Source organism: Staphylococcus sp. HMSC061G12 (genome assembly GCF_001838465.1).
GTDB lineage: Bacteria > Bacillota > Bacilli > Staphylococcales > Staphylococcaceae > Staphylococcus > Staphylococcus simulans.
Map to the genome: position 1 here is coordinate 44,466 of NZ_KV837015.1, position 23,377 is coordinate 67,842.

The 23,377-nt window shown below is 35.2% G+C and carries 19 protein-coding genes; 9 read left to right on the forward strand and 10 right to left on the reverse strand.

Features of this window, described 5'->3' with window-relative positions; translation table 11 throughout:
- Positions 1-44: 44 nt before the first annotated feature.
- Entirely contained in the window at positions 45-1,763 is a 1,719-nt protein-coding gene (locus HMPREF2937_RS01090) for a CDP-glycerol glycerophosphotransferase family protein (protein WP_070863842.1), read from the reverse strand.
- Positions 1,764-2,090: 327 nt separating this feature from the next.
- Here HMPREF2937_RS01090 and HMPREF2937_RS01095 point away from each other — a divergent pair, with 327 nt between their 5' ends.
- Complete coding sequence (locus HMPREF2937_RS01095; RefSeq protein ID WP_002479704.1) at positions 2,091-3,692, forward strand: L-lactate permease; 1,602 nt, start codon at positions 2,091-2,093, stop codon at positions 3,690-3,692.
- Positions 3,693-3,767: 75 nt separating this feature from the next.
- Here the strand turns inward: HMPREF2937_RS01095 and HMPREF2937_RS01100 are convergent, their stop codons facing one another.
- A complete protein-coding gene (locus HMPREF2937_RS01100; protein WP_070863843.1) occupies positions 3,768-4,925 on the reverse strand; it encodes a glycosyltransferase in 1,158 nt (385 codons plus the stop codon).
- 337 nt (positions 4,926-5,262) lie between these two features.
- Here HMPREF2937_RS01100 and mqo point away from each other — a divergent pair, with 337 nt between their 5' ends.
- On the forward strand, positions 5,263-6,750 hold the full coding sequence (gene mqo, locus HMPREF2937_RS01105) for a malate dehydrogenase (quinone) (RefSeq protein WP_070863844.1): 1,488 nt from the start codon (positions 5,263-5,265) through the stop codon (positions 6,748-6,750).
- A 58-nt stretch (positions 6,751-6,808) separates the two neighbouring features.
- On the opposite strand, the gene HMPREF2937_RS01110 is transcribed toward mqo, so the two are convergent.
- Both HMPREF2937_RS01110 and HMPREF2937_RS01115 read right to left on the reverse strand, forming a co-directional pair.
- Entirely contained in the window at positions 6,809-8,218 is a 1,410-nt protein-coding gene (locus tag HMPREF2937_RS01110) for a sensor histidine kinase (protein WP_070863845.1), read from the reverse strand.
- Positions 8,211-8,885 (reverse strand): response regulator transcription factor, encoded by a 675-nt coding sequence (locus tag HMPREF2937_RS01115; protein WP_002479700.1) that lies wholly within the window; start codon positions 8,883-8,885, stop codon positions 8,211-8,213. The genes HMPREF2937_RS01110 and HMPREF2937_RS01115 overlap by 8 nt, the downstream gene beginning before the upstream one ends.
- A 155-nt stretch (positions 8,886-9,040) precedes the next feature.
- Here HMPREF2937_RS01115 and HMPREF2937_RS01120 point away from each other — a divergent pair, with 155 nt between their 5' ends.
- Together HMPREF2937_RS01120 and HMPREF2937_RS01125 are read left to right on the forward strand one after the other, a co-directional pair.
- Positions 9,041-10,099: an ABC transporter permease gene (locus HMPREF2937_RS01120; protein WP_023015052.1), complete on the forward strand. Its 1,059-nt coding sequence runs from the start codon at positions 9,041-9,043 to the stop codon at positions 10,097-10,099.
- Positions 10,099-10,788 carry an ABC transporter ATP-binding protein gene (locus HMPREF2937_RS01125; RefSeq protein ID WP_070863846.1) on the forward strand — a complete coding sequence of 230 codons (690 nt, stop codon included), beginning with the start codon at positions 10,099-10,101 and terminating at the stop codon, positions 10,786-10,788. The genes HMPREF2937_RS01120 and HMPREF2937_RS01125 overlap by 1 nt, the downstream gene beginning before the upstream one ends.
- Positions 10,789-10,947: 159 nt before the next feature.
- Here the strand turns inward: HMPREF2937_RS01125 and HMPREF2937_RS01130 are convergent, their stop codons facing one another.
- A complete protein-coding gene (locus HMPREF2937_RS01130) occupies positions 10,948-11,937 on the reverse strand; it encodes a YdcF family protein (protein WP_070863847.1) in 990 nt (329 codons plus the stop codon).
- Positions 11,938-12,104: 167 nt separating this feature from the next.
- On the opposite strand from HMPREF2937_RS01130, the gene HMPREF2937_RS01135 reads away from it, so the two are divergent.
- From HMPREF2937_RS01135 to HMPREF2937_RS01145, 3 genes are all read left to right on the forward strand, one after another.
- On the forward strand, positions 12,105-12,563 hold the full coding sequence (locus tag HMPREF2937_RS01135) for a MarR family transcriptional regulator TcaR (protein WP_002479696.1): 459 nt from the start codon (positions 12,105-12,107) through the stop codon (positions 12,561-12,563).
- Positions 12,564-12,879: 316 nt separating this feature from the next.
- On the forward strand, positions 12,880-14,223 hold the full coding sequence (locus HMPREF2937_RS01140) for a TcaA second domain-containing protein (RefSeq protein ID WP_023015049.1): 1,344 nt from the start codon (positions 12,880-12,882) through the stop codon (positions 14,221-14,223).
- 166 nt (positions 14,224-14,389) lie between these two features.
- Entirely contained in the window at positions 14,390-15,610 is a 1,221-nt protein-coding gene (locus HMPREF2937_RS01145) for a putative multidrug effflux MFS transporter TcaB (RefSeq protein WP_070863848.1), read from the forward strand.
- A 90-nt stretch (positions 15,611-15,700) separates the two neighbouring features.
- On the opposite strand, the gene HMPREF2937_RS01150 is transcribed toward HMPREF2937_RS01145, so the two are convergent.
- Entirely contained in the window at positions 15,701-16,255 is a 555-nt protein-coding gene (locus tag HMPREF2937_RS01150) for a TetR/AcrR family transcriptional regulator (protein ID WP_070863849.1), read from the reverse strand.
- A gap of 127 nt (positions 16,256-16,382) precedes the next feature.
- On the opposite strand from HMPREF2937_RS01150, the gene HMPREF2937_RS01155 reads away from it, so the two are divergent.
- Positions 16,383-17,027 carry an HlyD family secretion protein gene (locus tag HMPREF2937_RS01155; RefSeq protein ID WP_002479692.1) on the forward strand — a complete coding sequence of 215 codons (645 nt, stop codon included), beginning with the start codon at positions 16,383-16,385 and terminating at the stop codon, positions 17,025-17,027.
- A 12-nt stretch (positions 17,028-17,039) separates the two neighbouring features.
- Complete coding sequence (locus HMPREF2937_RS01160; RefSeq protein ID WP_070863850.1) at positions 17,040-18,872, forward strand: DHA2 family efflux MFS transporter permease subunit; 1,833 nt, start codon at positions 17,040-17,042, stop codon at positions 18,870-18,872.
- Positions 18,873-18,983: 111 nt separating this feature from the next.
- On the opposite strand, the gene HMPREF2937_RS01165 is transcribed toward HMPREF2937_RS01160, so the two are convergent.
- The 4 genes from HMPREF2937_RS01165 to HMPREF2937_RS01180 all read right to left on the reverse strand — a co-directional run bounded on the left by HMPREF2937_RS01165 (position 18,984) and on the right by HMPREF2937_RS01180 (position 23,278).
- Positions 18,984-21,509 (reverse strand): MMPL family transporter, encoded by a 2,526-nt coding sequence (locus tag HMPREF2937_RS01165; protein ID WP_070863851.1) that lies wholly within the window; start codon positions 21,507-21,509, stop codon positions 18,984-18,986.
- A 165-nt stretch (positions 21,510-21,674) separates the two neighbouring features.
- Positions 21,675-22,313, reverse strand: a complete 639-nt coding sequence (locus HMPREF2937_RS01170) for a hypothetical protein (protein ID WP_002479689.1) — start codon at positions 22,311-22,313, stop codon at positions 21,675-21,677.
- Positions 22,314-22,367: 54 nt separating this feature from the next.
- Positions 22,368-22,799: a hypothetical protein gene (locus HMPREF2937_RS01175; protein ID WP_070863852.1), complete on the reverse strand. Its 432-nt coding sequence runs from the start codon at positions 22,797-22,799 to the stop codon at positions 22,368-22,370.
- On the reverse strand, positions 22,796-23,278 hold the full coding sequence (locus tag HMPREF2937_RS01180) for a thioesterase family protein (protein ID WP_002479687.1): 483 nt from the start codon (positions 23,276-23,278) through the stop codon (positions 22,796-22,798). Before HMPREF2937_RS01180 ends, HMPREF2937_RS01175 begins: the two co-directional genes overlap by 4 nt.
- Positions 23,279-23,377: the final 99 nt, after the last annotated feature.

Below are 23,377 nucleotides of genomic sequence, written 5' to 3' on the forward strand. Positions count from 1 at the left end.
AAAAGGCTCAGCACAAAATATGCTGAGCCTTTTTAATATTTTTTTTAGTTTTTACGTCTTTTTTGACGTTTAGGTAAATGTTGCACAATCAAGCTTGCGATAGTTTCAAATGAATGATTATCTCGATTAATATATGCACTTGCAATATGAGGAATTTCTTGGATTATGAGTGCTTTGGTTAATGATTCAGCATCTTGATACGTGACTTTATCAAAGTCTTGCCAAACTTCTAGGTATAAACCGCGTTCTGCTTGATAGTGTTTAAGGTTTGGAGTATAAAGCGCAACGGTTTTATCAATAGTTAATGCATCAAAGACAACTGACGAATAGTCACTGACTAATACATCACAAGCAAGTAATAAATCTTGTGTCTCAATTTGAGCAGCAGGTTGAATGACTGCTTGCGGTAATTGTGTTTCAGCTTCTTTACTTTCGATATGGCCACGATAAATCACATTATAATGGTCAAGCAATGACTCAGAAAGTGGTAACATATCGTTTGGTTGTGGATCTGTTTTCCATGTCGGCAAGTAAAGTAACGTCGGTTTGTTAGGGTCTAATTTAAGTTGTTGTTTCATATATTGAACATAAGTTTGTTCTTTATATTTATCTAATAAGTATCGGACACGTGGGTAACCGCATGCGACAACTTCTGTATATTGCATAGGGAAGGCTGATTTAAACAAATCAGCTGCATGAGAACTATCACATATAAAGTAATTTTGATGTAGCCACTTGTTGTATTTTCGTGCACGATAATTATAAATTTCTTTATTTTGATAAGGTTCTGAGCTGTCTAAGAATAACTGTTTTAAAGGCGTGCCATGCCACAATTGAATGATTGTACCGTTCGGTTTGATGTGATCGGGTATATAACTTTCAGCGACGACAACTTCCGCATTTTCAATTAGTTCTTGTGCTTCTTCATGTTCTGGTGATACAAAGTGCGGGCCTGTGGCATCATTTGTGATAAAGAAAGCAGGATATTTAGAGTAATGCTTAGCAAAATAATTAAATAAATAGCGAGAGTTGCCTCTAAAGCCATAATCAAATCCTAAGAAAACGACAGCACCGTTTAATTCCACTGCTTGTTTTTCATAAATATTGCTCATGCTTTGATGCTTTTCAATACTGCGACTGAGTACTGAACGTGTTATAAAGTGCGGCAACATAAAATGTGTCTTCCAAAGTAGTGAATCGACAAATCGTTCAGGCTCAGGTAAAGCTAAATTGCGGAACTTAAACGGTGGTTTTTGATGATGTAAGTAAGCTAATTTATTTAAATTAAATTGTGTAATTGCGTTATATTCATGTTGTTTAATACTTTGATAGAATGTTTGGGAAGTACGGATTGTATGTTTAAAATCAAAGATTACGTGACCATTTGTTTCTACGTTTTGATTTAATAACAGGCCAATTGCTAAATCAAAAGCCGTTTCACAGTGTACTTCATCTATAACGTCTAATACTTGCTGAATACTGAAAATAAGATTAGGAAAGTGATTAATATTATTCATCCAAGTATTAAAGTTGATTGTCTGATCTCCAAAATAGCGACAGTCATTTTGATAGTACTGATCGATGGTGTAGTCAACAACGATTGAGTTTTGTGTTTCATGGTGTTTCAATGCTTCTAATTGATCAGGATAAATATCTATATTTAAATCAGAAGGAATAAAATGCGTGTAACCTTTAGCTAAGGCTTCTTGAAGGTTAATGCGCATTTTTTCATTTGATTGATATTCTGTTGTTAATATTTTCATATTATGACCTCAGTTTGATTATATTAAACTATATTTTAACATTTTGACTGCAAACTGTGAATGACAAGACGTATACGTTATTAATTAAACTGTACTATTATAATTTAAATTTTGACTAATACAGATGATTCATAACATTTTATGATGTAAGCGAATACATTGATATGTAAGGGTTTCCAAGCAAAAAACAGTTTGAAAAAATTATGAAAAACTAATTGAACAGCTCCATAAATCGTGTTATATTATATGTGAAATAAATCACAAGACTGAATTTGATTTTGCAAATAAATATAAACACAAAATAAACTACAGAAAGAAGCGACAGAAATGTTAGTATCTTCATTTGATCCATTCCACAATTTACTTATTTCAAGTCTCGTAGCAGGTGTGCCAATTATCTTATTCTTGCTATGTTTGACAATCTTCAAAATGAAAGGAATTTATGCTGCATTAACAACATTAATCATCACAATGGTTGTTGCAGTATTTATCTTTAAACTTCCTGGAGCGATGGCCACTGGGGCGGTTATCGAGGGATTCTTCCAAGGTTGGTTCCCAATTGGTTATATCGTTATTATGGCAGTTTGGCTTTATAAACTCTCAACAAAAACTGGTCAGTTCAGTATGATTCAAGATAGTATCGCTACAATCTCTCAAGACCAACGTGTGCAATTATTGTTAATCGGTTTTTGTTTTAACGCGTTCTTAGAAGGAGTTGCAGGTTTCGGTGTACCGATTGCAATCTGTGCGATTTTATTAATTTATCTTGGTTTTAAACCATTACAAGCAGCGATGTTATGTTTGGTCGCTAACTCAGCAGCAGGAGCATTCGGGGCTATTGGTTTACCTGTTGCCGTTATTGATACTTTGAATTTACATGGCGGTATTACTGCACATGAAGTTTCAACTTATTCAACATTAACTTTAGTATTCATCAACTTCTTTGTTCCGTTTTTAATTGTCTTTATCATTGATGGTTTCAAAGGTATTAAAGAAACACTACCATTTATCTTAACGGTTTCAGTGGTATATGCTGGTTTCCAAGGTGTGTTAACATTCTTCCAAGGTCCAGAGTTAGCAGACGTGTTACCACCTTTAGCAGCAATGGGTGCTTTAGCTATTATGAGTCGTAAAATGCAGCCGAAACATATCTTCCGTATTGACGAAAACGTGAAACCACCGGTTACACAAAAATTAAACTTTAAACAAATTATGTATGCATGGAGTCCATTCTACATTTTGACAATCTTAATTATGTTTTGGAGTATGCCATTCTTTAAAGGCTTATTCTTACCGGGCAAACCATTAAGCTTCTTAGCAGCTAAATTTACAGTGCCAGGTACTTATAGTGAAGTGACTAAAAAAGCTATTGTGTTGAACTTGAATATCTTAGGTTATACAGGTACAGCAATTTTATTAACAATTATTATTACTGTATTGTTATCTAAAACAACTGGTTTTAAAGATGCATTTAGTTTATTAGGTGAAACATTTAAAGAATTATGGATTTCAGTTGTCACAATCTGTTTCATCTTAGCTGTTTCAAAATTAACAACTTATGGCGGTTTAAGTGCTGCAATGGGACAAGGTATTTCTAAAGCAGGCGGTATCTTCCCATTATTCTCACCAGTGTTAGGTTGGATCGGTGTATTCATGACAGGTTCAGTAGTTAACAACAACTCATTGTTCACACCAATTCAAGCTTCAGTTGCTAGTCAAATTGGCGTTAGCGGCGGCTTATTAGTTGCAGCAAATACAGTAGGTGGGGTAGCAGCAAAAATTATTTCTCCACAATCTATTGCGATTGCGACAGCAGCCGTTAAACAAGTAGGTAAAGAGTCTGAACTCTTAAAAATGTCATTACGTTACAGTGTAGGCATGTTAATCTTCATCTGTATCTGGACATTAATCTTATCTTTAATTTTGTAATAGGTAACAATGAAAATAAAAGAAGCGGAGTCGAAATTATTTCGGCTCCGCTTCTATATTTATCACAATAACTAATTATTCAGATGTTTCTAATGCTTTCGCAAAATCTTGATAGACACTGTCTGCTGAATAAGTTTCAACAGTCGCAAAAGCATTTTCGATAATCTTTCCTTGTTCAGAAGGTGGTGCAGACATTACATTTAAAATGTGTTCTGAAAGGGAAGATATATTTTGATACTCAGCCAGGAATCCATTTTGGTTAGATTGAATTAAAGTTTCAGGTCCTGTATTACCTTTAAAGCTGATTACGATGCTGCCTTGATTCATGGCTTCTAAAATGACTAAACCAAACCCTTCATTACGAGATGGTACTACTGTAATCATACTTTCAGCCAAACGTAATGGCAGATGCAATGTAGCAGGATGCAACTGTACAATATCTTTTAATTGATGTTGTGAAATGAATTCTTCGAGGTCATGTTTTTGTTGACCATCACCATAGATATGTACAGTGAAATTCATTTCACGTAAACTGTCTTGAATCATTTCTACACTGCGTAATAAAAGATCGAAACCTTTTTCATATTCTAATCTTCCGGCCGCAATAATTTGCGGTTTCTTTGGAATTTCAATACGAGGTTCATTCATCATATTTGGAACGACATAGACAGGGGTGTCAATGATTGATTTGAATGCTTTGCGATCAGCATCCGTTAAGACTGTAATACGATTTAAGCGTTCATAAGCAGATTTAATTTCTTGTTGATAACTCTTAGTGTAAGCCTCCCAGTTCATATGTTCCATGCCGACAGTTAGGACGTGGTCAGGTGCATAATCTGCAAGCAGCAAATTATAGCTGGCACGTGTACCGACTAACACATCTGTTTCTACATGTTGAATCGCATGAACGATTTTCTTTTCAACATGACTTGAAAATTGCGATAAGCCAGGTTCATTTTGAGTGATCAGTTGCGGCTTGAGGAATGGTGTCCATTTACGTAGACGATTCATCAAGATATCTACTAAGTTATGAGGTTTTAAATTATAATCGGCCAATGCTTTGACTTCTATATCTTGATGCAGTTTGAAATAAGGTGCTTTACTTCCTTTGAAAACTGATATAATTTCCACTTTATGACCTTTCACTGCCAACACATTTGCGAGTTGTGTTACGGCCTTGACAGTACCGCCCATTGAATAAATGTTGTGCATTAAAAAAGTGATAGATTTCACGTGGTGTCACCCCTCCTGTATATTTCTGTTTAATTATAGCATAATTCAAACTATGCAATACAAAGGTACATGCTTTGCAATATATTTTTAACCTGCACTTAAAACAAAATGAATCGTATTTTCGTGTTTAAGCACCTTCCCCCTTTTGTCTTAATCTGTTTATGTATATAATAAAGGAATAGAACGAAATCATTTAGCAACAATATCCAGGCATGACTTAGGTGTGTTATTTTTTTAAGTGTTTAATTAAGCGCTTTCTCAAGAGAGGGTTGAGAGAAGAGAACGACATACTTAAGAAGGTGTCATCTTCATTATGAAAAAGGGGGCTGTATTTGTTATGAGTTCACAACATAGCAAAACAGATGTCATCTTAATTGGTGGCGGAATCATGAGTGCGACATTGGGTACATTACTAAAAAAAGTTGCACCAGAAAAAGAAATTAAAGTATTTGAGAAGTTGGACGCATCTGCACAAGAAAGTTCAAATGCATGGAATAATGCGGGAACAGGGCATTCTGCACTATGCGAAATGAACTATACGAAAGAAATGCCTGACGGTTCTTTGGATATTTCTAAAGCCTTAAAAATTAATGAACAGTTCCAAGTTTCTAAAGAATTCTGGTCTTATTTAGTAAAACACGGTAATTTGACACAGCCAGAAGCATTCATTCATACGGTACCGCATATGAGTTTCTGTATCGGTGTGCGTAATGTAGATTTCTTAAGACGTCGTGTCAAAGCATTGAAAGAAAATGTATTATTTAATGAAATGACAATGACAGAAGATAAAAACCAAATTGAAAAATGGTTGCCTTTAATGATGGAAGGCAGAAATAACAATATTCCTGTTGCAGTCAGCCGTGATGAGACAGGTACAGATGTTAACTTTGGTGCTTTAACACAAAAACTATTTGACTTCTTACAACAAAACCAAGTCGATGTAGAGTATGAGCATCAAGTTACAGACTTAAAACAACGTAAAGATGGTACTTGGAAAGTTAAAGTGAAAGACTTAAAAACAGAAGAAACAACAACTTATATTACTGACTTTGTATTTATCGGAGCTGGAGGCGCTAGCTTGCCATTGCTTCAAAAAACACATCTGCCAGAATCGAAACATATCGGTGGATTCCCAGTCAGCGGTTTATTCTTAGTCTGCCAAGATCCTGAAATTGTAAGTCAACATAATGCGAAAGTGTACGGTAAAGCTAAAGTAGGCGCACCGCCGATGTCAGTTCCGCATTTAGATACACGTTATATTGACGGTAAACAGTCATTATTATTCGGTCCATTTGCAGGATTCTCACCTAAGTTCTTAAAAACAGGTTCAAACATGGACTTATTCAAGTCAGTTAAACCCAACAACTTATTGACGATGTTATCTGCAGGTGCGAAAGAAATGAAATTAACACAATATCTGATTTCACAATTAATGTTGTCAGATGATGAACGTATTGAAGAGTTACGTGAATTTATCCCGAATGCGAAGAAAGAAGATTGGGATATTGTCGTAGCAGGCCAACGTGTTCAAGTCATCAAAGATACAGACAAAGGTAAAGGTACATTACAATTCGGTACAGAAGTTATTTGTTCTGAAGACGGTTCGCTTGCCGCATTACTTGGCGCATCACCAGGTGCTTCTACAGCGGTGGATGTAATGTTAGATATTTTACAACGCAGCTATAAACATGAATTCCCAGAGTGGGAAACAAAAATTAAAGAAATGATTCCATCATTCGGTCAAAAACTTGCGGAAAACCCAGAGTTATATAAAGAAGTTAAAGCGGATGTTGAACATTATTTGAAATTAAATAATCAAAAATAAGCCATAAAAAAAGCGCTTCAGTCAGATTTAATTCTGATACTGAAGCGCTTTTTGTTTATTATTGATTTAATGGTTCCAAAGTAGGTGTGTTATCTGCTTGTGATAACGGCATACCTAAAATAAAGGTACTGCCTTCACCTAGAGTACTTTCCACTTTAATATCTCCACCATGCAAACGCATAATCATTTGTGCGATGGCTAGACCTAAGCCATTGCTTGTCGCAGAAGAATTTCCTTTATAGAAACGTTCGAAAAGATGAGCTTGTACATCCTCTGACATACCTGGACCATCATCTGTAATACGACAAATCATAGTTGTATTATTTTCAGAGAATACATCTATATCAATACTGCCTTCTTGTTTAGTATATTTAATTGCGTTGGTCAATATATTATGAAATGCCTGATAAAGCAGACGATAGTTACCTTTGACTGTAATTGGTTCAAGATCAGTCATAATTAATAAGTCTTTGGCGTCAATCGCATACTGTTCGTGACGCACCATTAAACGCAGCATCTGAGTAATTTCAACGTCATCGTCATAATCTAAGTGGTCGTTGTTATCTAACTCTGCAAGCAATAACAATGCTCGCGTTAAATTACTGAGACGACTCGTTGTCGCATGAATTTCATCTATATAATACTGTCTCGTTTCGTCGTCTTTCGCTTGACTGAGACGATCTAACAGCTGATGGATATGCGTTAAAGGTGTTTTGATTTCATGCGAAACATTTTGAACAAAGTGCTGACGCATGTCATCAAGTTGTTTAAGTGACACACGCATTTGTTCGAAACGATATTGCAGTGTACCAAGTTCATCGTGACGTGTCGTTTCTATCGGTGTGCTAAAGTTACCCTCCATCAAACGATTAGTCGCATTTTTAAGTTGTGTAATTGGTTTGATTAACGTGTAAGTTGAACTGATAATCAGTACCATCGCAATAATGAGTAATAACACAATTAATACTGCTAAGAACACACGGAACTCACTGAATGATTTACCGATATCAGGACGCATAAACACTGCTACATTACCTTCTGGTGTCTTAAAGCGAGTGCCGACAGTATTGTTGGTTTCATTATCAAAGAAACCTGTCACAAAGAGTTGGTAGGGATGGTTTTTAATTCCGTGATAATTATGTCCTTTTAATACACTATCAATGGTCTCTTGAGTCAGTGTATCGCGTCTGAAACTTGCGCCATAAAAAGTTTTATGACCTTTTTGATCGACAGTGACAAGCTGGAAGTTCAGTTCGCTTAAATGTTTGAAGTAGGCTTTCATATTAGTTGTATGGGATTCTTTTTGGTACTTTTTAGCTTCTTGTAAGGTGGTCATAATCTTATGGTCATTTGAGGGTTTCAAAGCAACGTGATACAAAACGTTGGTCAAAATAAAACTTGCGACAGCGCTGAGTAATAAAATGACAATTGTGTAGACTGCAATCCGTGTATAAAGTGATTTAAACATGAACTTCCACCTTATAACCTAAGCCTCTGACCGTTTCAATCGTGACATTACTGCCGATTTTCTTTAAACGGTTACGTAAGCGTCTGATATGCACATCAACCGTACGGTCATCCCCTTCATAATCAAATCCCCATACACGTTCAATACATTCTTCTCGTGAAAAAACTTGTTTCTCATGACTTGCTAATAAGAAGAGTAAGTTAAATTCCTTATTCGGTAAGGTCATTGTTTTTGTATCGCAAGCAATTTCTAAATAAGATTGGTTCAGTTTTAAGTTACCAATGGTTAATTCATTTTCCGCATTAATTTGATAGCGTCTTAAAACAGCTTTGATCCGGAAGATGAGTTCTTGTACTTCAAAAGGTTTGGTTACATAGTCATCAGTACCCGTTAAATAAGCTTCTTCTTTATCACTTAAAGCATCACGTGCGGTCAACATAATGACCGGCATTTCATAAGAAGCTTTTATTTCATTACATAATTCAAAGCCATCCATGCCATCCATCATAATGTCGACAATCGCAATATCAGCTTGATGTGTTTCTAAATAGTTTAAGGCATCACGCGCATTGGAATGCGTGGATGTTTTAAAACCTTCACGTTCTAAATAGGAAGATACATAATGAAGGATTTGATAATCATCATCGACAATGAGACATGTTGTCATCCTTATCACTCCTAGTAATCATTTAGATTAATTATACCTTTCAGTAACTGAGTGACACAAATATATCAAATGAACAAAAGTTTCGGTTTGTTCATATTGAGTTCATAAAGTCTGCTTACAATATAAGTATCATAAAAGAAAAAGGAGTCAATAATATGAAGTTAGCATGGAAAGAGATCGTATTCTATAAGTTCAAATATATTTTAATAATGCTGATTATCTTGTTACTGGCTAGCATGGTATTATTCATTAGCGGACTCGCACAAGGGCTTGGACGCGAAAACATTTCTATGTTAGATAATATGAATGCTGAAAAATACGTCGTACAAGATATGAAAGAGCCGGTGATTGAAAAATCAGCGCTTAAACCAGACGAGAAAAAAGACATCGAGAATGTAGTCAACGCAGAGCCATTCCAAATCGGAATGCAATCAATGAAAAGCGAGAATTCAAATGACCTAGATATCATGTTGATTAACCCTGGTAAAGACTTCAAACCAGCTTTATCAGAAGGTCATTATCCAAAAGCTGATAATGAAGTTGTTATTAATAAAAAATTAACAGCTGATGGTGTGAAAAAAGGTGACACTGTAACATTCAAGAATGGTGACAAAGATTATAAAGTTGTAGGTCTATTAGAAGACACAATGTATTCACACACATCTGCAGTGATGACAACAGGCGATACGTTTGAAAAATTAGTGCCAAAAGCAGCAACATTCTATCCATTAAAAGATGTATCTAAAGCAGATGAGAAAAAAATTAATGACATTAACGGTGCAAAAGTAGTAACTGAAAAAGACTTAACTGACAATATTCCAAGTTACAACGCAGAGCAAGCACCATTAACAATGATGATTGTCAGCTTATACGTGATTTCAGCAATTGTCTTAAGTGCATTCTTCTACGTTATGACAATTCAAAAAATCTCTGAAATCGGTATTTTAAAAGCTATCGGTATTAAAACAAGACACTTGTTATCATCATTAGTATTCCAAATCTTACTTGTTACAATGATTAGTGTGGTTGTTTCATTACTGATTATTAGTGGCTTAGGTATGATAATGCCAGTAAGTATGCCGTTCCACTTAACTGCAGGCAACATGTTACTTGTAGTAGGCGTCTTCGTAGTCGTTGCAATTATCGGTGCAGCATTATCATTCATTAAACTCGTTAAAGTAAATCCAATTGAAGCAATCGGAGGTGAAGGATAATGGGTTTAGAAGTTAAAGATATTACAAAATCATTCGGTACTGGCCAAGCTAAAACAGATGTTTTAAAAGGTGTTAACTTTGAAGTTAAAACTGGAGAATTCGTTATCTTGAGCGGTGCTTCAGGTTCAGGTAAATCAACGTTATTAACAATTTTAGGTGGTCTACAGAATCCAGATACAGGTAAAATTATCTACAATGGTGCGCCATTGTTCTCAAAAGAAAAAACAAACTCAGATATGCGTTTAACTGAAATCGGCTTTATCTTCCAAGCTTCACATTTAGTACCTTACTTGTCAGTTAGAGACCAATTGACATTAGTAGGACAAGAAGCGGGCATGTCTAAAAAAGATGCGAAAGCACGTGCAGAACAATTATTAGACCAAATCGGTTTGAAACATCGTTTAGATGCTTATCCGTTCATGTTATCTGGCGGTGAAAAACAACGTGTTGCGATTATGCGTGCATTCATGAATAATCCAAAAATCATCTTAGCAGACGAACCAACAGCAAGCTTAGATGCCCACCGTGCAACAGAAGTAACTGAAATGATCAGAGAACGTATCACAAATGAAGATATGGTCGGAATTCTTATCACACATGACACAAGACTCTTTGATTATGCAGACCGTGTCATTGACTTGTTCGATGGTAAAATTATTAATAAAAAAGATGACAGTGAAGAAGTATAAACACAGTCAAATATAATTAACGCTCATAATAGTAGCCAATGATTAATCGCGTTAATTGGGGAAACATTATTAAGGGGAAATAATGTAAAAAAAGTTGAGGTCAAACCTAAAATAGGTGAGACCCCAACTTTTTTATTTATATACATAGCATTATATGAGTTAGAACATAGATAAAAAGAATTCAAGTAATATAGGGTGCTTAATGAACATACTGCCAATGAACAAAGCACCGAAATAAATGGTTAATAACAGTTTATAACAATACATCAAAGCAAAAAAGTCTCTGATTAATGCTGTATCAAAAAATGGATAAGGTGTGCGACTACCAGCACCGACTGCGTTCATCTTAAGAACTTGTGCAAAACGCAAGGCGCGTAATATGTGAAATTGACTCGTGACAATAGCGATGTGTTCAAAAGCTTGATTGCTGATAAGTGCTTTTGTATTATTCAGGTTTTCAAAAGTGCTATGTGATTGATCTTCTAAAATAATACAATCTTCTGGAATGTGTTGTTCAATTAAATACGCTTGCATGGCTTCAGCCTCTGATACTTTATCTCCTTCACCAGTCCCGCCGCTGACTACAATGTAAGGATTGCCATGATGATTTTGATATAAAGCAACTGCGCGATCTAAGCGCCAAGCCAGCATTTGTGTCACTTGATTGCGATATAAACCTGCGCCTAGTACAATGATTACATCAATCGGTTCTGGCAGTAAGACCATACTAAATGCTGAAGACCAACTTAAATAGTGGACTAAGGCAAAGAGTGTACTGATAGTAATCCAACCGATCCATAAGAAAAGTGCATTCAGCACGGGTACTGGAATATGACTTAATAAATTTAAAGCCAATGCTAAGAAAGTAACAGCTAAAGTCAGACCCAAAATTCTTGTGAAGAACATACGTGCACTTTTCCAAACTAAAATAGCCCGATGCTTGAATAATAAAAGTAAGGCACCTATTATTGATACGCTGGCTAAATCATAAGGCAATGTACGCGTGATTAAATGAATAAATAATATGATGAATCCTAAGACCAGAGTAATGAAAAAGGATTGTATATTTAAAAAGCGATAGTGATTAAAGTATAAATAGATATAACTACATAAAATCAATAGGCTTAATATGAGTGAAAGTAATAGCATAATTAACCTCTATATAATAAATTTCCTTCTTCTAATCTTACCCTATTTCGCCTTATGTTACTTTAGATATGATATGATTAGATATACGGATTGTTTAATATGTAGAATAAAAAGGTTCTCATACTGAGATGCAATAAGAAATTTTTATAGTTATGAAGGAGAAAATCATGGAAAACATTGAGCAACACACGCAGTTTATGGCAATGTTTATCGAAGATATTAATACCCTCATGGCAAGTTTGCTAGAAGGTTTACGCAAGGAATATCATATTTCGATTGAACAATCTCAAGCTTTATTTTTACTAGACAATAATAAATCTTTGACACTTTCAGAAATTACTGAAAAACAAGGTGTCAATAAAGCTGCCATCAGTCGTCGAATTAAAAAGTTAATTAATCTTGAATTAGTTGAACTTGTAAAACAAAATGAAAACGTAGACCAACGTTTGAAGTATGTGAGACTTACTGACAATGGTCGCGAATATATAGAACGTACTAAAGTGATTGTAAATGATGTTTCTACATACTTGCTTCAAGATATATCACAATCACAAATAGAAGAAACAGCTAAAAACTTAAGAATTATCGATCAACGTATTAAAGAATATATTTCTAAAATTCGATAAATCAAATAGCATTGATAAAAATCGGTACCTTATCAAAGTGTACCGATTTTTGTCATAATTACTGTTAAAAAAGGACATAAGGCTAAATACTGATATAATTTTATTGTGTAGTCTATTATAATAGAACTATCCAACAGTTTTACAGAAGAAATGTCGGTTTTAGTTTTACTTTTTTGTGCAATACCTGTAAAATTTGTGCGGGTTACATAAAATTTAAGAAAAACAAACATTCTTTACATAGAAAATCAAGTTAGTTTCAACATTTCCTGGGAAATGTGAGTAAAATTTGAAAGTATTGAAACGAGGTGAACTGTCAATGGGGCAATCCGAAAAGCCGGATTCTAATGAAAGCCGCAAAACGCGTGAACAACGTATGCGCACAAATCAGAATCTACGTAAAATGGTGCCGTGGGGTATCGGTATTTTTATCGTTATCTTATTGATTATTCTGTTTTTCTTGTTAAGAAATTTCAATACACCAGAAGCACAAGCAAAAATCTTAGCGAATGCAGTGAAGAATAATGATACACAACGTATTGCGACGATTTTAAGTACACGTGAGAATAAAGTAAGTACGTATGAAGCGGAAACGTACATTAAATATATAAAAAGCGAAATTGGTCAGAATAAGTTTGATAAAGAACTGCAAGAGACGATACGCAACATAGACCGTAACGACAAAGATGCCAGCTTTATTAAAACACCTGATGGCAATAAAATACTGCGCATTACTAAAAATGGCCGCCGTTTTATTTTCTTTGATAATATCAGTTTCACTACGATTACTAAGAAACCGATTATTAAACCTAAAACGAAAACAACGTATATTTTCAGAGCGGATGATCGAAAACGTAAAGTTATCGCAGAAGCTAATGAAGCCACTATGTTAGGTAACTTTATTCCAGGTGATTATAAAATTCCAGCAACAAAAGAAACAGCTAATGGTAAATTCAGTGGTTATTTGACTTTCTCATTTAAAAACAGTAACAGCGAAACAGTCGATGTTCATGAAAAATTCCCTGAGGCGAATTTAAACATCAAGTTAGAAGGTGCCAATAAATTAGAAGGTAAGCATACGAAAGTGAAAATTAATGGTAAGTCTTACAATTACGATCATACACGTTTATATGGACCTTACCCTGTAACTGATGAAGTTGAAGTATCAGCAGAAGGTAAAGTTAAAGGCAGAACATTCGAATCTGACAGCATAAAAATTTATCCGAATGAATTAAAAGAGAATACCCCTGTGACGTTACACTTCGAAAAAGAAAAAATTGAGAAGTATGTTGAAGAGAAAGAAAAAGAGGAAAACAGTTTAAAAAATAAATTGTCTCGGTTCTTTGATAAATATACGTCAGCTTTAAATGAAGCGTCGACGAATAATAACTTCGCAAGTGTCTCTCCATTTTTAAAATCAGGAACGGATAATTATAAACAGACACAACATTTGATTCAAACAGGTCAAGGTGCAGCGTCTTTTTACCAATCGCCCCAAGTCGTTGATGTAACGACTGAAGGGGCGCACGTTTACGCTGAAGTCTTAACTTTAAATAACCAAGGTGTATGGGTTAAATCAACCTATAAACTTTTAGATGATAATCATAAATCAGGTCAGATACCAAGTACTGACGACTTGAAAATTATCAGCTATCAATCATAAATAAACTCCTTTTTATCCATTGGATAGAGAGGAGTTTATTTAATATACGTCACTTGTAGTTTTGTTTATTTGAAATACGAGTTTTATTTTCATTGTATTATTTTGACTATCGGTATAACATGAGGATATTAATTGAATTGTACAGAGAGAAAGAAGGGGATTGTTTGTGAGTCAGGGACATACATATCAAAAGCGACCGCCTATATTTTTGATTATTATCTTAGGGGCGCTGACAGCTATCGGTGCGTTATCCATCGATATGTTTTTACCAGGGCTGCCGCAAATCAGATCGGATTTTAATACAACTGCATCTGCGACACAATTAACACTGACTTTATTTATGGTTGGATTAGCGTTTGGTAATTTGATTATGGGACCTTTATCAGATGCTTATGGAAGAAAACAACCTTTAATTATAGTGATGGTCATCTATACTATCGCAAGTATAGGTATTGTTTTTTCAGTGAATATCACGATGATGATCAGTTTAAGATTGATTCAAGGATTATGCGCAGGGGCAGCTGCGGTGATTTCACGAGCGATTGCCAGTGATATGTATCATGGAAAAGCTTTAACAAAATTCCTAGCTGTTTTAATGTTGGTGAATGGTGTTGCACCTGTGATTGCGCCAGCACTGGGCGGCATTATCCTATTATTTTCAACATGGCATATGGTCTTTATTATCTTAACGATTTTCGGGATTTTTATGGTATTCAGTACCTCTATACGTGTGCCAGAATCATTAAGTAAGCAAGCGAGAGAGCCAGCTGATATCAAATCAATTTTAATTCAATTCAAACGTTTGTTGAAGCGCCCGAGATTTGTTTTACCAATGTTGCTTCAAGGTATGACTTTTGTGATCTTATTCAGTTATATTTCAGCCTCTCCTTTTATTACACAACGTATTTATACACTTTCACCACAAGCGTTCAGTATTATGTTCGCAGTGAATGGTATCGGCTTGATTATTTCATCACAATTATCTGGTAAATTAGTTGATTACTTTTCACCTTTAGCAATAATGCGTGGTTATACTTGGGTTCAACTCGTCGGAGTTGTCTTGATTTCAATTGTGCTGATTTTCCACTTGCCCATTTTCTTTTTATTCATAGCTTTCTTTGTGTTAGTCAGCCCAGTAACAGGTATCGCAACACTTGGATTTTCAGTGGCAATGGATGAACGTACAGGAGGCGGGGGCAGTGCTTCTAGTTTACTCGGTTTAGTTCAAACATTAATCGGAGGCATCAGTACACCGTTAGTCGGTTTAATGGGTGAAAGCAGTTATATCCCTTATTTAATTATCATTTTTATCGCATCAATAGTATTAATAATACTTCATTTGATTACTGCCAGAGTCTTTGCGCAGCCTCTATCAGAGAATAAGTAGTGAAAATATATAAAGCAGTGTTTTATTTATTCATATAAAAAGAGGAAGTGTCTTCGTCAGACGCTTCCTCTTTGCTTATTATTGAGTATTTTAAGCTTGTTGTCTCATTTTAATAGTATTGACTAACATCGTTTGTGCCATTGCTTCAGGTGCTTCTGTACAATCACGTCTTAACCAAGTATGAATTACACCTAATTGGCCTCCGATTAAGTAATGTGCAAAGTAAATCTTATCTGAAATACGTGTATAATCATTCAACAATCGTTCGTAAGATTCATGTGTAAAAGTGACGAATTTAATAATCACATCTTTTTGTGGATGTGTGACAAAGATGGCACGAAAAAATCGTTGAAATCGATTAATGTATCTGAAGATAATACGGAAAAACTGAAGCAGCTTTTGATTATCCTTTTTAATGGTTTCAAAATCTTGATATACAATGTGCATTAACTTTTGATAACGCGACATGTGATAGTTTTGAATCTGTTCAAATAAATCGTATTTATCTTGGAAGTAGTCATAAAAAGTAGAACGGTTAATACCACTATATGCGCAAATCATTTTAATTGTGATTTCTTCTGGCGCATAGTTTTCCATCAGACCAATTGTATTTGTAAATATTTTGATTCGAGCACGCTTTTTCATCTTTGCACCTCTTCGTTACACTTTAGAATCGCCCGACACATTTTTTAAAAGTGTTGGTGTTTTTTTAAGTTACATGTCTTTATACTATTAAAAGTGACTTTGAAAAGCAAATAGGAGGAAAGTATGTATGAAGAAGTTAATCATTATTAATATTGTGACAATCGTAGTGCTTGTGTTAATCGGCATCGGCGGATTTTACTATTATAACCAAGCAACAAGTTATATAAAAACAGATAACGCGAAAGTAGATGGCCAACAAATTAAAATTGCGAGCCCTGTTTCAGGTAAAGTAGAATCATTTGATGGCAAAGAAAACAAATACTATAAAAAAGATGAACAAATCGCAGAAGTAGCAGGTAAAGGAGAAGACGGTTCTCCACAAAAAATGGATATTAAAATGCCTCAAGCCGGAACTATTGTGAAAACAGATGCGCAAGAAGGCGGCATGGTTCAAGCAGGTTCTCCAATGGCATATGCTTATAATTTAGATGAATTATATATTACCGCAAATGTAGATGAGACAGACATTGGCGATGTTGAAAAGGGTAGAAAAGTAGATGTTAAAATTGACGGTCAAGATTCTAAAATGAAAGGTAAAGTAGAACAAGTCGGTAAAGCGACAGCTTCAAGTTTCTCTTTAATGCCTTCATCTAATAGCGACGGCAACTATACTAAAGTATCACAAGTCGTACCTGTGAAGATTTCACTTGAAAATGCACCGGCAAAATCAGTGGTTCCAGGTATGAATGCTGAAGTAAGTATTCATAAGTAAGGAGGTCAATCTATGACACTTGCTTTAATTATATATATTGTCGTTGCATTACTGATTGTATTGCTGATCAATGTTTTCTTAAGAAAACGTAAAACTTCTCAATCAGTACGTCAACCTAACCTCTCTCACATCAAACAAAATACTGATCCTTCAAGATTTAAAGCGAGCGATTTAGAAACATCAGATGAATCAACAGAGGAGACAGACTTAAAACAGACTCACTCAGATGAAACAGAAACTGAGTCCACATATGAACAAGAAACAACACAAAACTCAGAAACAGAAGAGACAAAACAACCTGCACAAGGCGATTCTGTCATGTATCGTTTTGGTAAAGGTGCAACACGTAATAAAGTCCTTGCGGCGATGTTGTTTGGGATGTTTATTGCGATTTTAAACCAAACATTATTAAATGTGGCATTGCCTAAAATCAACAGTGATTTCAATATTACCGCGTCAACAGGTCAATGGTTGATGACTGGTTTTATGTTGGTAAACGGTATTTTAATTCCGGTCAGTGCCTTTTTATTCGACCGTTTTTCTTACCGTAAATTATACTTGTTCTCACTTGTTATTTTCACACTCGGCTCATTAGTGTGCGGGATTGCGATGAACTTCCCAGTTATGATGACTGGCCGTGTGCTTCAAGCAGCGGGTGCAGGAATATTAATGCCGCTAGGTTCTAATGTGATTATGACGATTTTCCCACCGGCTAAACGTGGTATGGCTATGGGTGTGATGGGCGTCGCGATGATTTTAGCGCCAGCCATCGGCCCGACATTATCAGGTTATATCGTTCAAAACTATCACTGGAATCTTATGTTTTACGGTATGTTCTTTATCGGTATTGTGGCGATTGTTGTCGGTTATTTCGGTTTCAAAATTTATCAACATACGTCTCAACCTAAAGCAGATGTCCCAGGTATTATTTTCAGTACATTAGGTTTCGGCGCATTACTGTATGGCTTTAGTGAAGCAGGTAATGCAGGTTGGGGTTCAAATGAAATTATTGTTTCATTTACTATCGGAGTTATCTTTATTATCTTATTCATCTTAAGAGAGTTACGTATGAAGATGCCGATGTTGAACTTTGAAGTCTTGAAGTTTCCGACTTATGCATTAACAACACTTATTAACGTTATTGTCATGATGAGTTTATATGGCGGTATGTTATTATTACCGATTTATTTACAAGATTTACGTGGTTTTACCGCGATTGATTCAGGTTTATTACTATTACCAGGTGCTTTAGTTATGGGACTATTAGGTCCAATTGCTGGTAAATTGTATGACATGATAGGTATTAAACCACTTGCGATATTTGGTATCGCGGTTATGACATACGGAACATGGGAGTTAACGCATTTAACAATGGATACACCGTATTCGCATATTATGGGGATTTATATTTTACGTTCATTTGGTATGGCATTTATTATGATGCCGATTATGACAGCAGGTATGAATGCATTGCCAGCACGTTTAATTTCACATGGTAATGCCTTAGTGAACACATTGCGTCAATTAGCGGGTTCTATCGGTACAGCTATTCTCGTTACAGTGATGACGACACAAACAACTGAACACATGAATACGTTCGCACAAGATTTAGATAAAACGAATCCGGCGATTCAAGATCAAATGAAAGAAATGGCCATGCAATATGGCGGTCAAGAAGGCGCAATGAAAGTGATTATGACCTTCTTAAATAAACTTGCGACAGTTGAAGGTGTCAATGATGCTTTCTGGATTGCGACATTATTTAGCGCTATCGCATTATTCCTTAGTTTCTTTATTCAAAGTAAGAAAAAAGCAGATGCATTTGCGCAAGAACATGATCATTAAAAAATATTGAAGATATAAAGAAAGCGACAGGTGCTGTATCTGTCGCTTTTTCTAATAAAAACGCATCTGCGTCCTTTACGCAGGGGCGTTTCTTCAATTATGATTCATTTTTTAATTTGTAGGGTCTGTATTTGACGTGTTAATTTGAGAATTCTTCGTAGGTGATTTAAATGGCCACCAGTTTCCTTGATTGAATGATTGTGCAACCGAAGGAATGAAGAGTGGTAATAAGAGTACGTTATAAATGATAAGTCCGATAATAATCACAGTCGCAATTTCCATAAGTGTTAAGGCACCAGAAGTATAAAGTGCTGCGACAGTACCGACTAAAATGACACATGCGGTCATGATAACTGTACCCATCTTACGCATTGAAGTGATGATGGCGTCAGTGACTGAATGACCTTGTTCGACTTCTTCGGTGAAACGGTTGACTAAGAAGATTGCGTAGTCGATACCTAAAGCCATGAGTACAACAAAGCTGAAGAATGGAACAACTAATGAGAGACCACCCATATCAAATAAGTTTGTAAAGATTAAGTTTGAAATACCGATAGATGCATAATATGTGATTAAAATAGATGCGATCATATAAATCGGCATAATAATTGAGCGTTCAAAGATTAACAGTACAATAAATAAGAACACTGTAATCAATGCGATGGCTTTACTCATATCACTATTGACTGTTTTTTCTAAGTCATTGTTTTGTGATGATGTGCCACCAAACTCAATATCACTGTTTTCGAATGATGTACCTTTGACTTGATGATCGACAGTTTCGTGTATCGTATCTACAGTCTGCATAGCTGATTTAGAGAAAGGATCTCCTTTTAATTCAACAGTCATTAAGAGTACCTTACCATTGCCTTCGCTATACTGTTTAACCGAATCTTTTAAATCTGTATTTTTCAACATATCATCTGTAATATGCATACCAGACTTGTCGATGTTTTTGTCATCGGCCATTTCTTTTAAGCGTTGTTGAATCTGAGTTTGTCCGTCTTGAACTTGTGAAATACCATTTTGTGATTGTTCTAACCCTTGTGCTAATTGACCAGACTGTCCAGTAACTTGTTGAACAGCTTGTTGTGGTGGAAGTTGAGAACTTTGTTGCAGCATTTGTTGTACACGTTGTTGTTCTGTTAGAGGTTCAACTTGTGACTGCATCTCACCTAAACCATTGTTGACTTGATCGAGTCCTTGATTCGCTTCATTTAACTTGCCTTGAATGACATCTAGTTGATGCGATGCTGAAAGAGATTTAATCGGTTCTCCGGTAGGGCGTGTAATCGTGCTGACACTATCGACACCTTTTATTTTTTCAATTGATTGTGCCAAGACTTCAGCATCATTCACACCTTTAGAAGTTGTCAGTTTATGATCATCTGCGATTGCAATATTTACTGGGAATGCTTGTCCCATAGTGAAGTCATCTTTAATGATATTGATGGCTTTGATGGAATCATATTGATCACTGATTTCATTAGTATTGTCGAATGAAATTTTATTAGGTGCGAAAATAATAATTGGCACCAAAATTACTAACACAATGACAAGGCCTAAGAAAGAACGCTTCGTTGTAAATTGGCCCAACTTGCCCCATAATTTACTATCTTTGTGTGTACCAGCATTTCTACTTGGCCAGAATATTTTTTCACCCGTTACCATTAATAGTGTAGGCAGCAAGGTGAATAAGATAATCATCAGACATAGTACACCGATTGCGATACCCATCGCTGAACGGAAGAGACTAAACTCTACAAAGAATAATGCTGCAAAGCCGACTAATACTGTAATGGCACAGATTAAAATCGTGCGTCCGCCATTTTTGAACGTATTAAATACAGCTTGATAATTGGATTGGTTTTTACTCAACTCTTCTTTATAACGGTTAAGTAATAAAATACAGTAATCCGTTCCAATACCAAACAGCAACGCGATTAAGAACGGTTGAATATAGATGGAAATTGGAAAATCGATATATTTAACAAGCAGTGCCAAAATACCTTGTGAGAATAAATAAGAAATACCGACTAAAAGTAATGGTACAAAAGGTGTAACTACAGAACGGAAGACTAAGAATAAAATACCGAGAATTAAAATGACTGTAATAATTTCAGTCTTCTGCAGGCCTTCGTTCACACTCTTATTGATGTCATCATTGATGATTTCATTACCAGTTAAATAAGAAGACTTAAAGTCTTGATGAATATGATTGATATCATCCGCAGCATTTAAAGTCTTAGTTTTATCATCTGTCGTTTCTATAGGAATGAGCACTGTTTTTTTATTATCTGCCACTAATTTGTCTTCAATGTCCTTACTTTCGACAGGATTAATGACATTTTCAACATGTTTCACGTTCTTGATGTCTTTAACATAGTCCTTAAGCTGTTGACGACTTGTTTTATCTAGAGGTCGATCTAACTTGACGACAGCGCTGATACTTTCGGAATCAGCGCCGACTGCTTTTAATTTATTTGTATATTGTTGTGAGGTCATATTATCAGGAGGCTTTATATCACCTTTATCTTCAGCTAATTTTGTTAAATTAGGTGCGAAAATTAAAGTACAAGCCACCATTATCACAACAATAATTGAAATTAGCCATCTGAATTTCAATATTGTTTTCATTTTCTATATTGACTCCTTTTTTATAAAATTCCCTCATACTTTTTAGTTGAGAGGTGTTAACTCTATCTATGATAAAGAGAATTGAGTTTATTGTAAAGTTAAATGTTTGAGAAAATTGAATATAAAAAAGCAACAACTCGGTGTGAGCTGTTGCGTAGTCATTAACTATTTAATTCGAATACGACGGTTTCTGAAGAATAAGCTGATAAAGAGTAAACCGAAACAACACGCGAGTAATACGGTCGCATTACTTATCGCTTCACCTGTGACTAAGATTTTATCAGGTGAGAGGTTAATAAAGTATTGTTGTAATGTTTCAGATACGCGTTTCGCTGTTTCTTCAACGATATAAGCCAGGCCGAAAGGAATCGCAAACATAATGGCGATTAAGACCATATTGACAATTTTTATCGCAGTACGATTAAAAATCAATGTTAAAACCGTCAAAATCAAACTGAGAATACCTGCGAAGAAAAAGGCGTAAAAGGCCAGTTTCAATTTGCTGATATTATCTTGCAGTTGGCTGATTTGTGTTAAATCAACATTTTGACTCGAGATGTTTTGCAGTGTCTCTTGGAAATTCAAGATTTGTGAAAAACGAATAGGTTCGTTCACGAGTAAAATATTGAAAATAGGTTCTTTCAGCATACTGTAAATCGAGATAATTGTCAGAATCAATACGATGATTTGAATGATTAAGCTGACGTAAGAACGCTTCTTTTTAGGTGCGAAATACTGGCCGCGTTGAAGCGGTACTCGATCTAAAGGAGCTTTATCAGCCCGTCGTAAATTATTTTGAGCCATAATGGATCAAATACCTCCCTTTGAAGAAAGAAGAACAGAATGATTTATATATTCTTATAACTTATCTTCTGACTGTATTGTATATATTTTATCACTGATGACTTGAATCACATAGTACTTTCCTTGTGTTTCGTAGAGTTGTGCTACAGTCAGCCCTTCTTCATAATAAGCTTGATTGATCGTGTTGTTTGATGAGATTTCACTATGAAGTTGTGATAATTGTGTTGTTAAATCTTGTTTTGTATTTTGAATTAAAGTCGTGATGTCTTGATTGGTTTCTGTTCTTTGTAATTGATTTTGTAGCGTATCTATCATTTGACGTTTACCTTGTATAATCGCATGCATAATACCACGTTCAAATAATTTATAGTCAGGCCCCTTAGTTACATTGTCTTTGCGTTGATTGAGCTCGCTAAGTTCGACTTTGACATCGTCCGTTAAATCCAACAAAGTTACTTGAAGTTCTTCTTGAAGGGATAAACTCATTTAGAATCTCCTTTTTGAGGTATTTCAATACGATGCCCCAGTTGTTTTGGCCAATCAACCTTAGGTTGTGTGTTGTAGTAAAGTTCAACATTGCGCATAAATGTTTCTGGGAAAGGAGCTGATTTTTCACTATCACGATCGATACCCATCATCATTTGTTCATTCGTTGCGACAATGTTGCCTTGTTCGTTGCGCATAATTAAAAAGAAATGCAGACGTTTATAATCATAGTTATAAAGATGAATATCAATTTGATAATTATCATCCAACTTAAGCTGGGATAAGAATGTTGTGTGTTCTTCAATTGTGAAAATCGTGTAGTTTAACTGCTTACGTTCGTCTAATGAAAGACCGTTATTATAGTTGAATTCATTCGTTGCTTGGCTGAACGCTTCGTTATATTGTGAATCATGCATATGCTGATTATGATCAATCATAGATTTTTCTACTGTACCTGTTAATGTAAATAGGTTGCTCATTAAAAAACTCCTTTACCGATTATTATTTTTTTATTTATCATGTATTGTTTTATACTTTATAACCCTCCATAATATACAAATCAATAGGGATAACTTCAA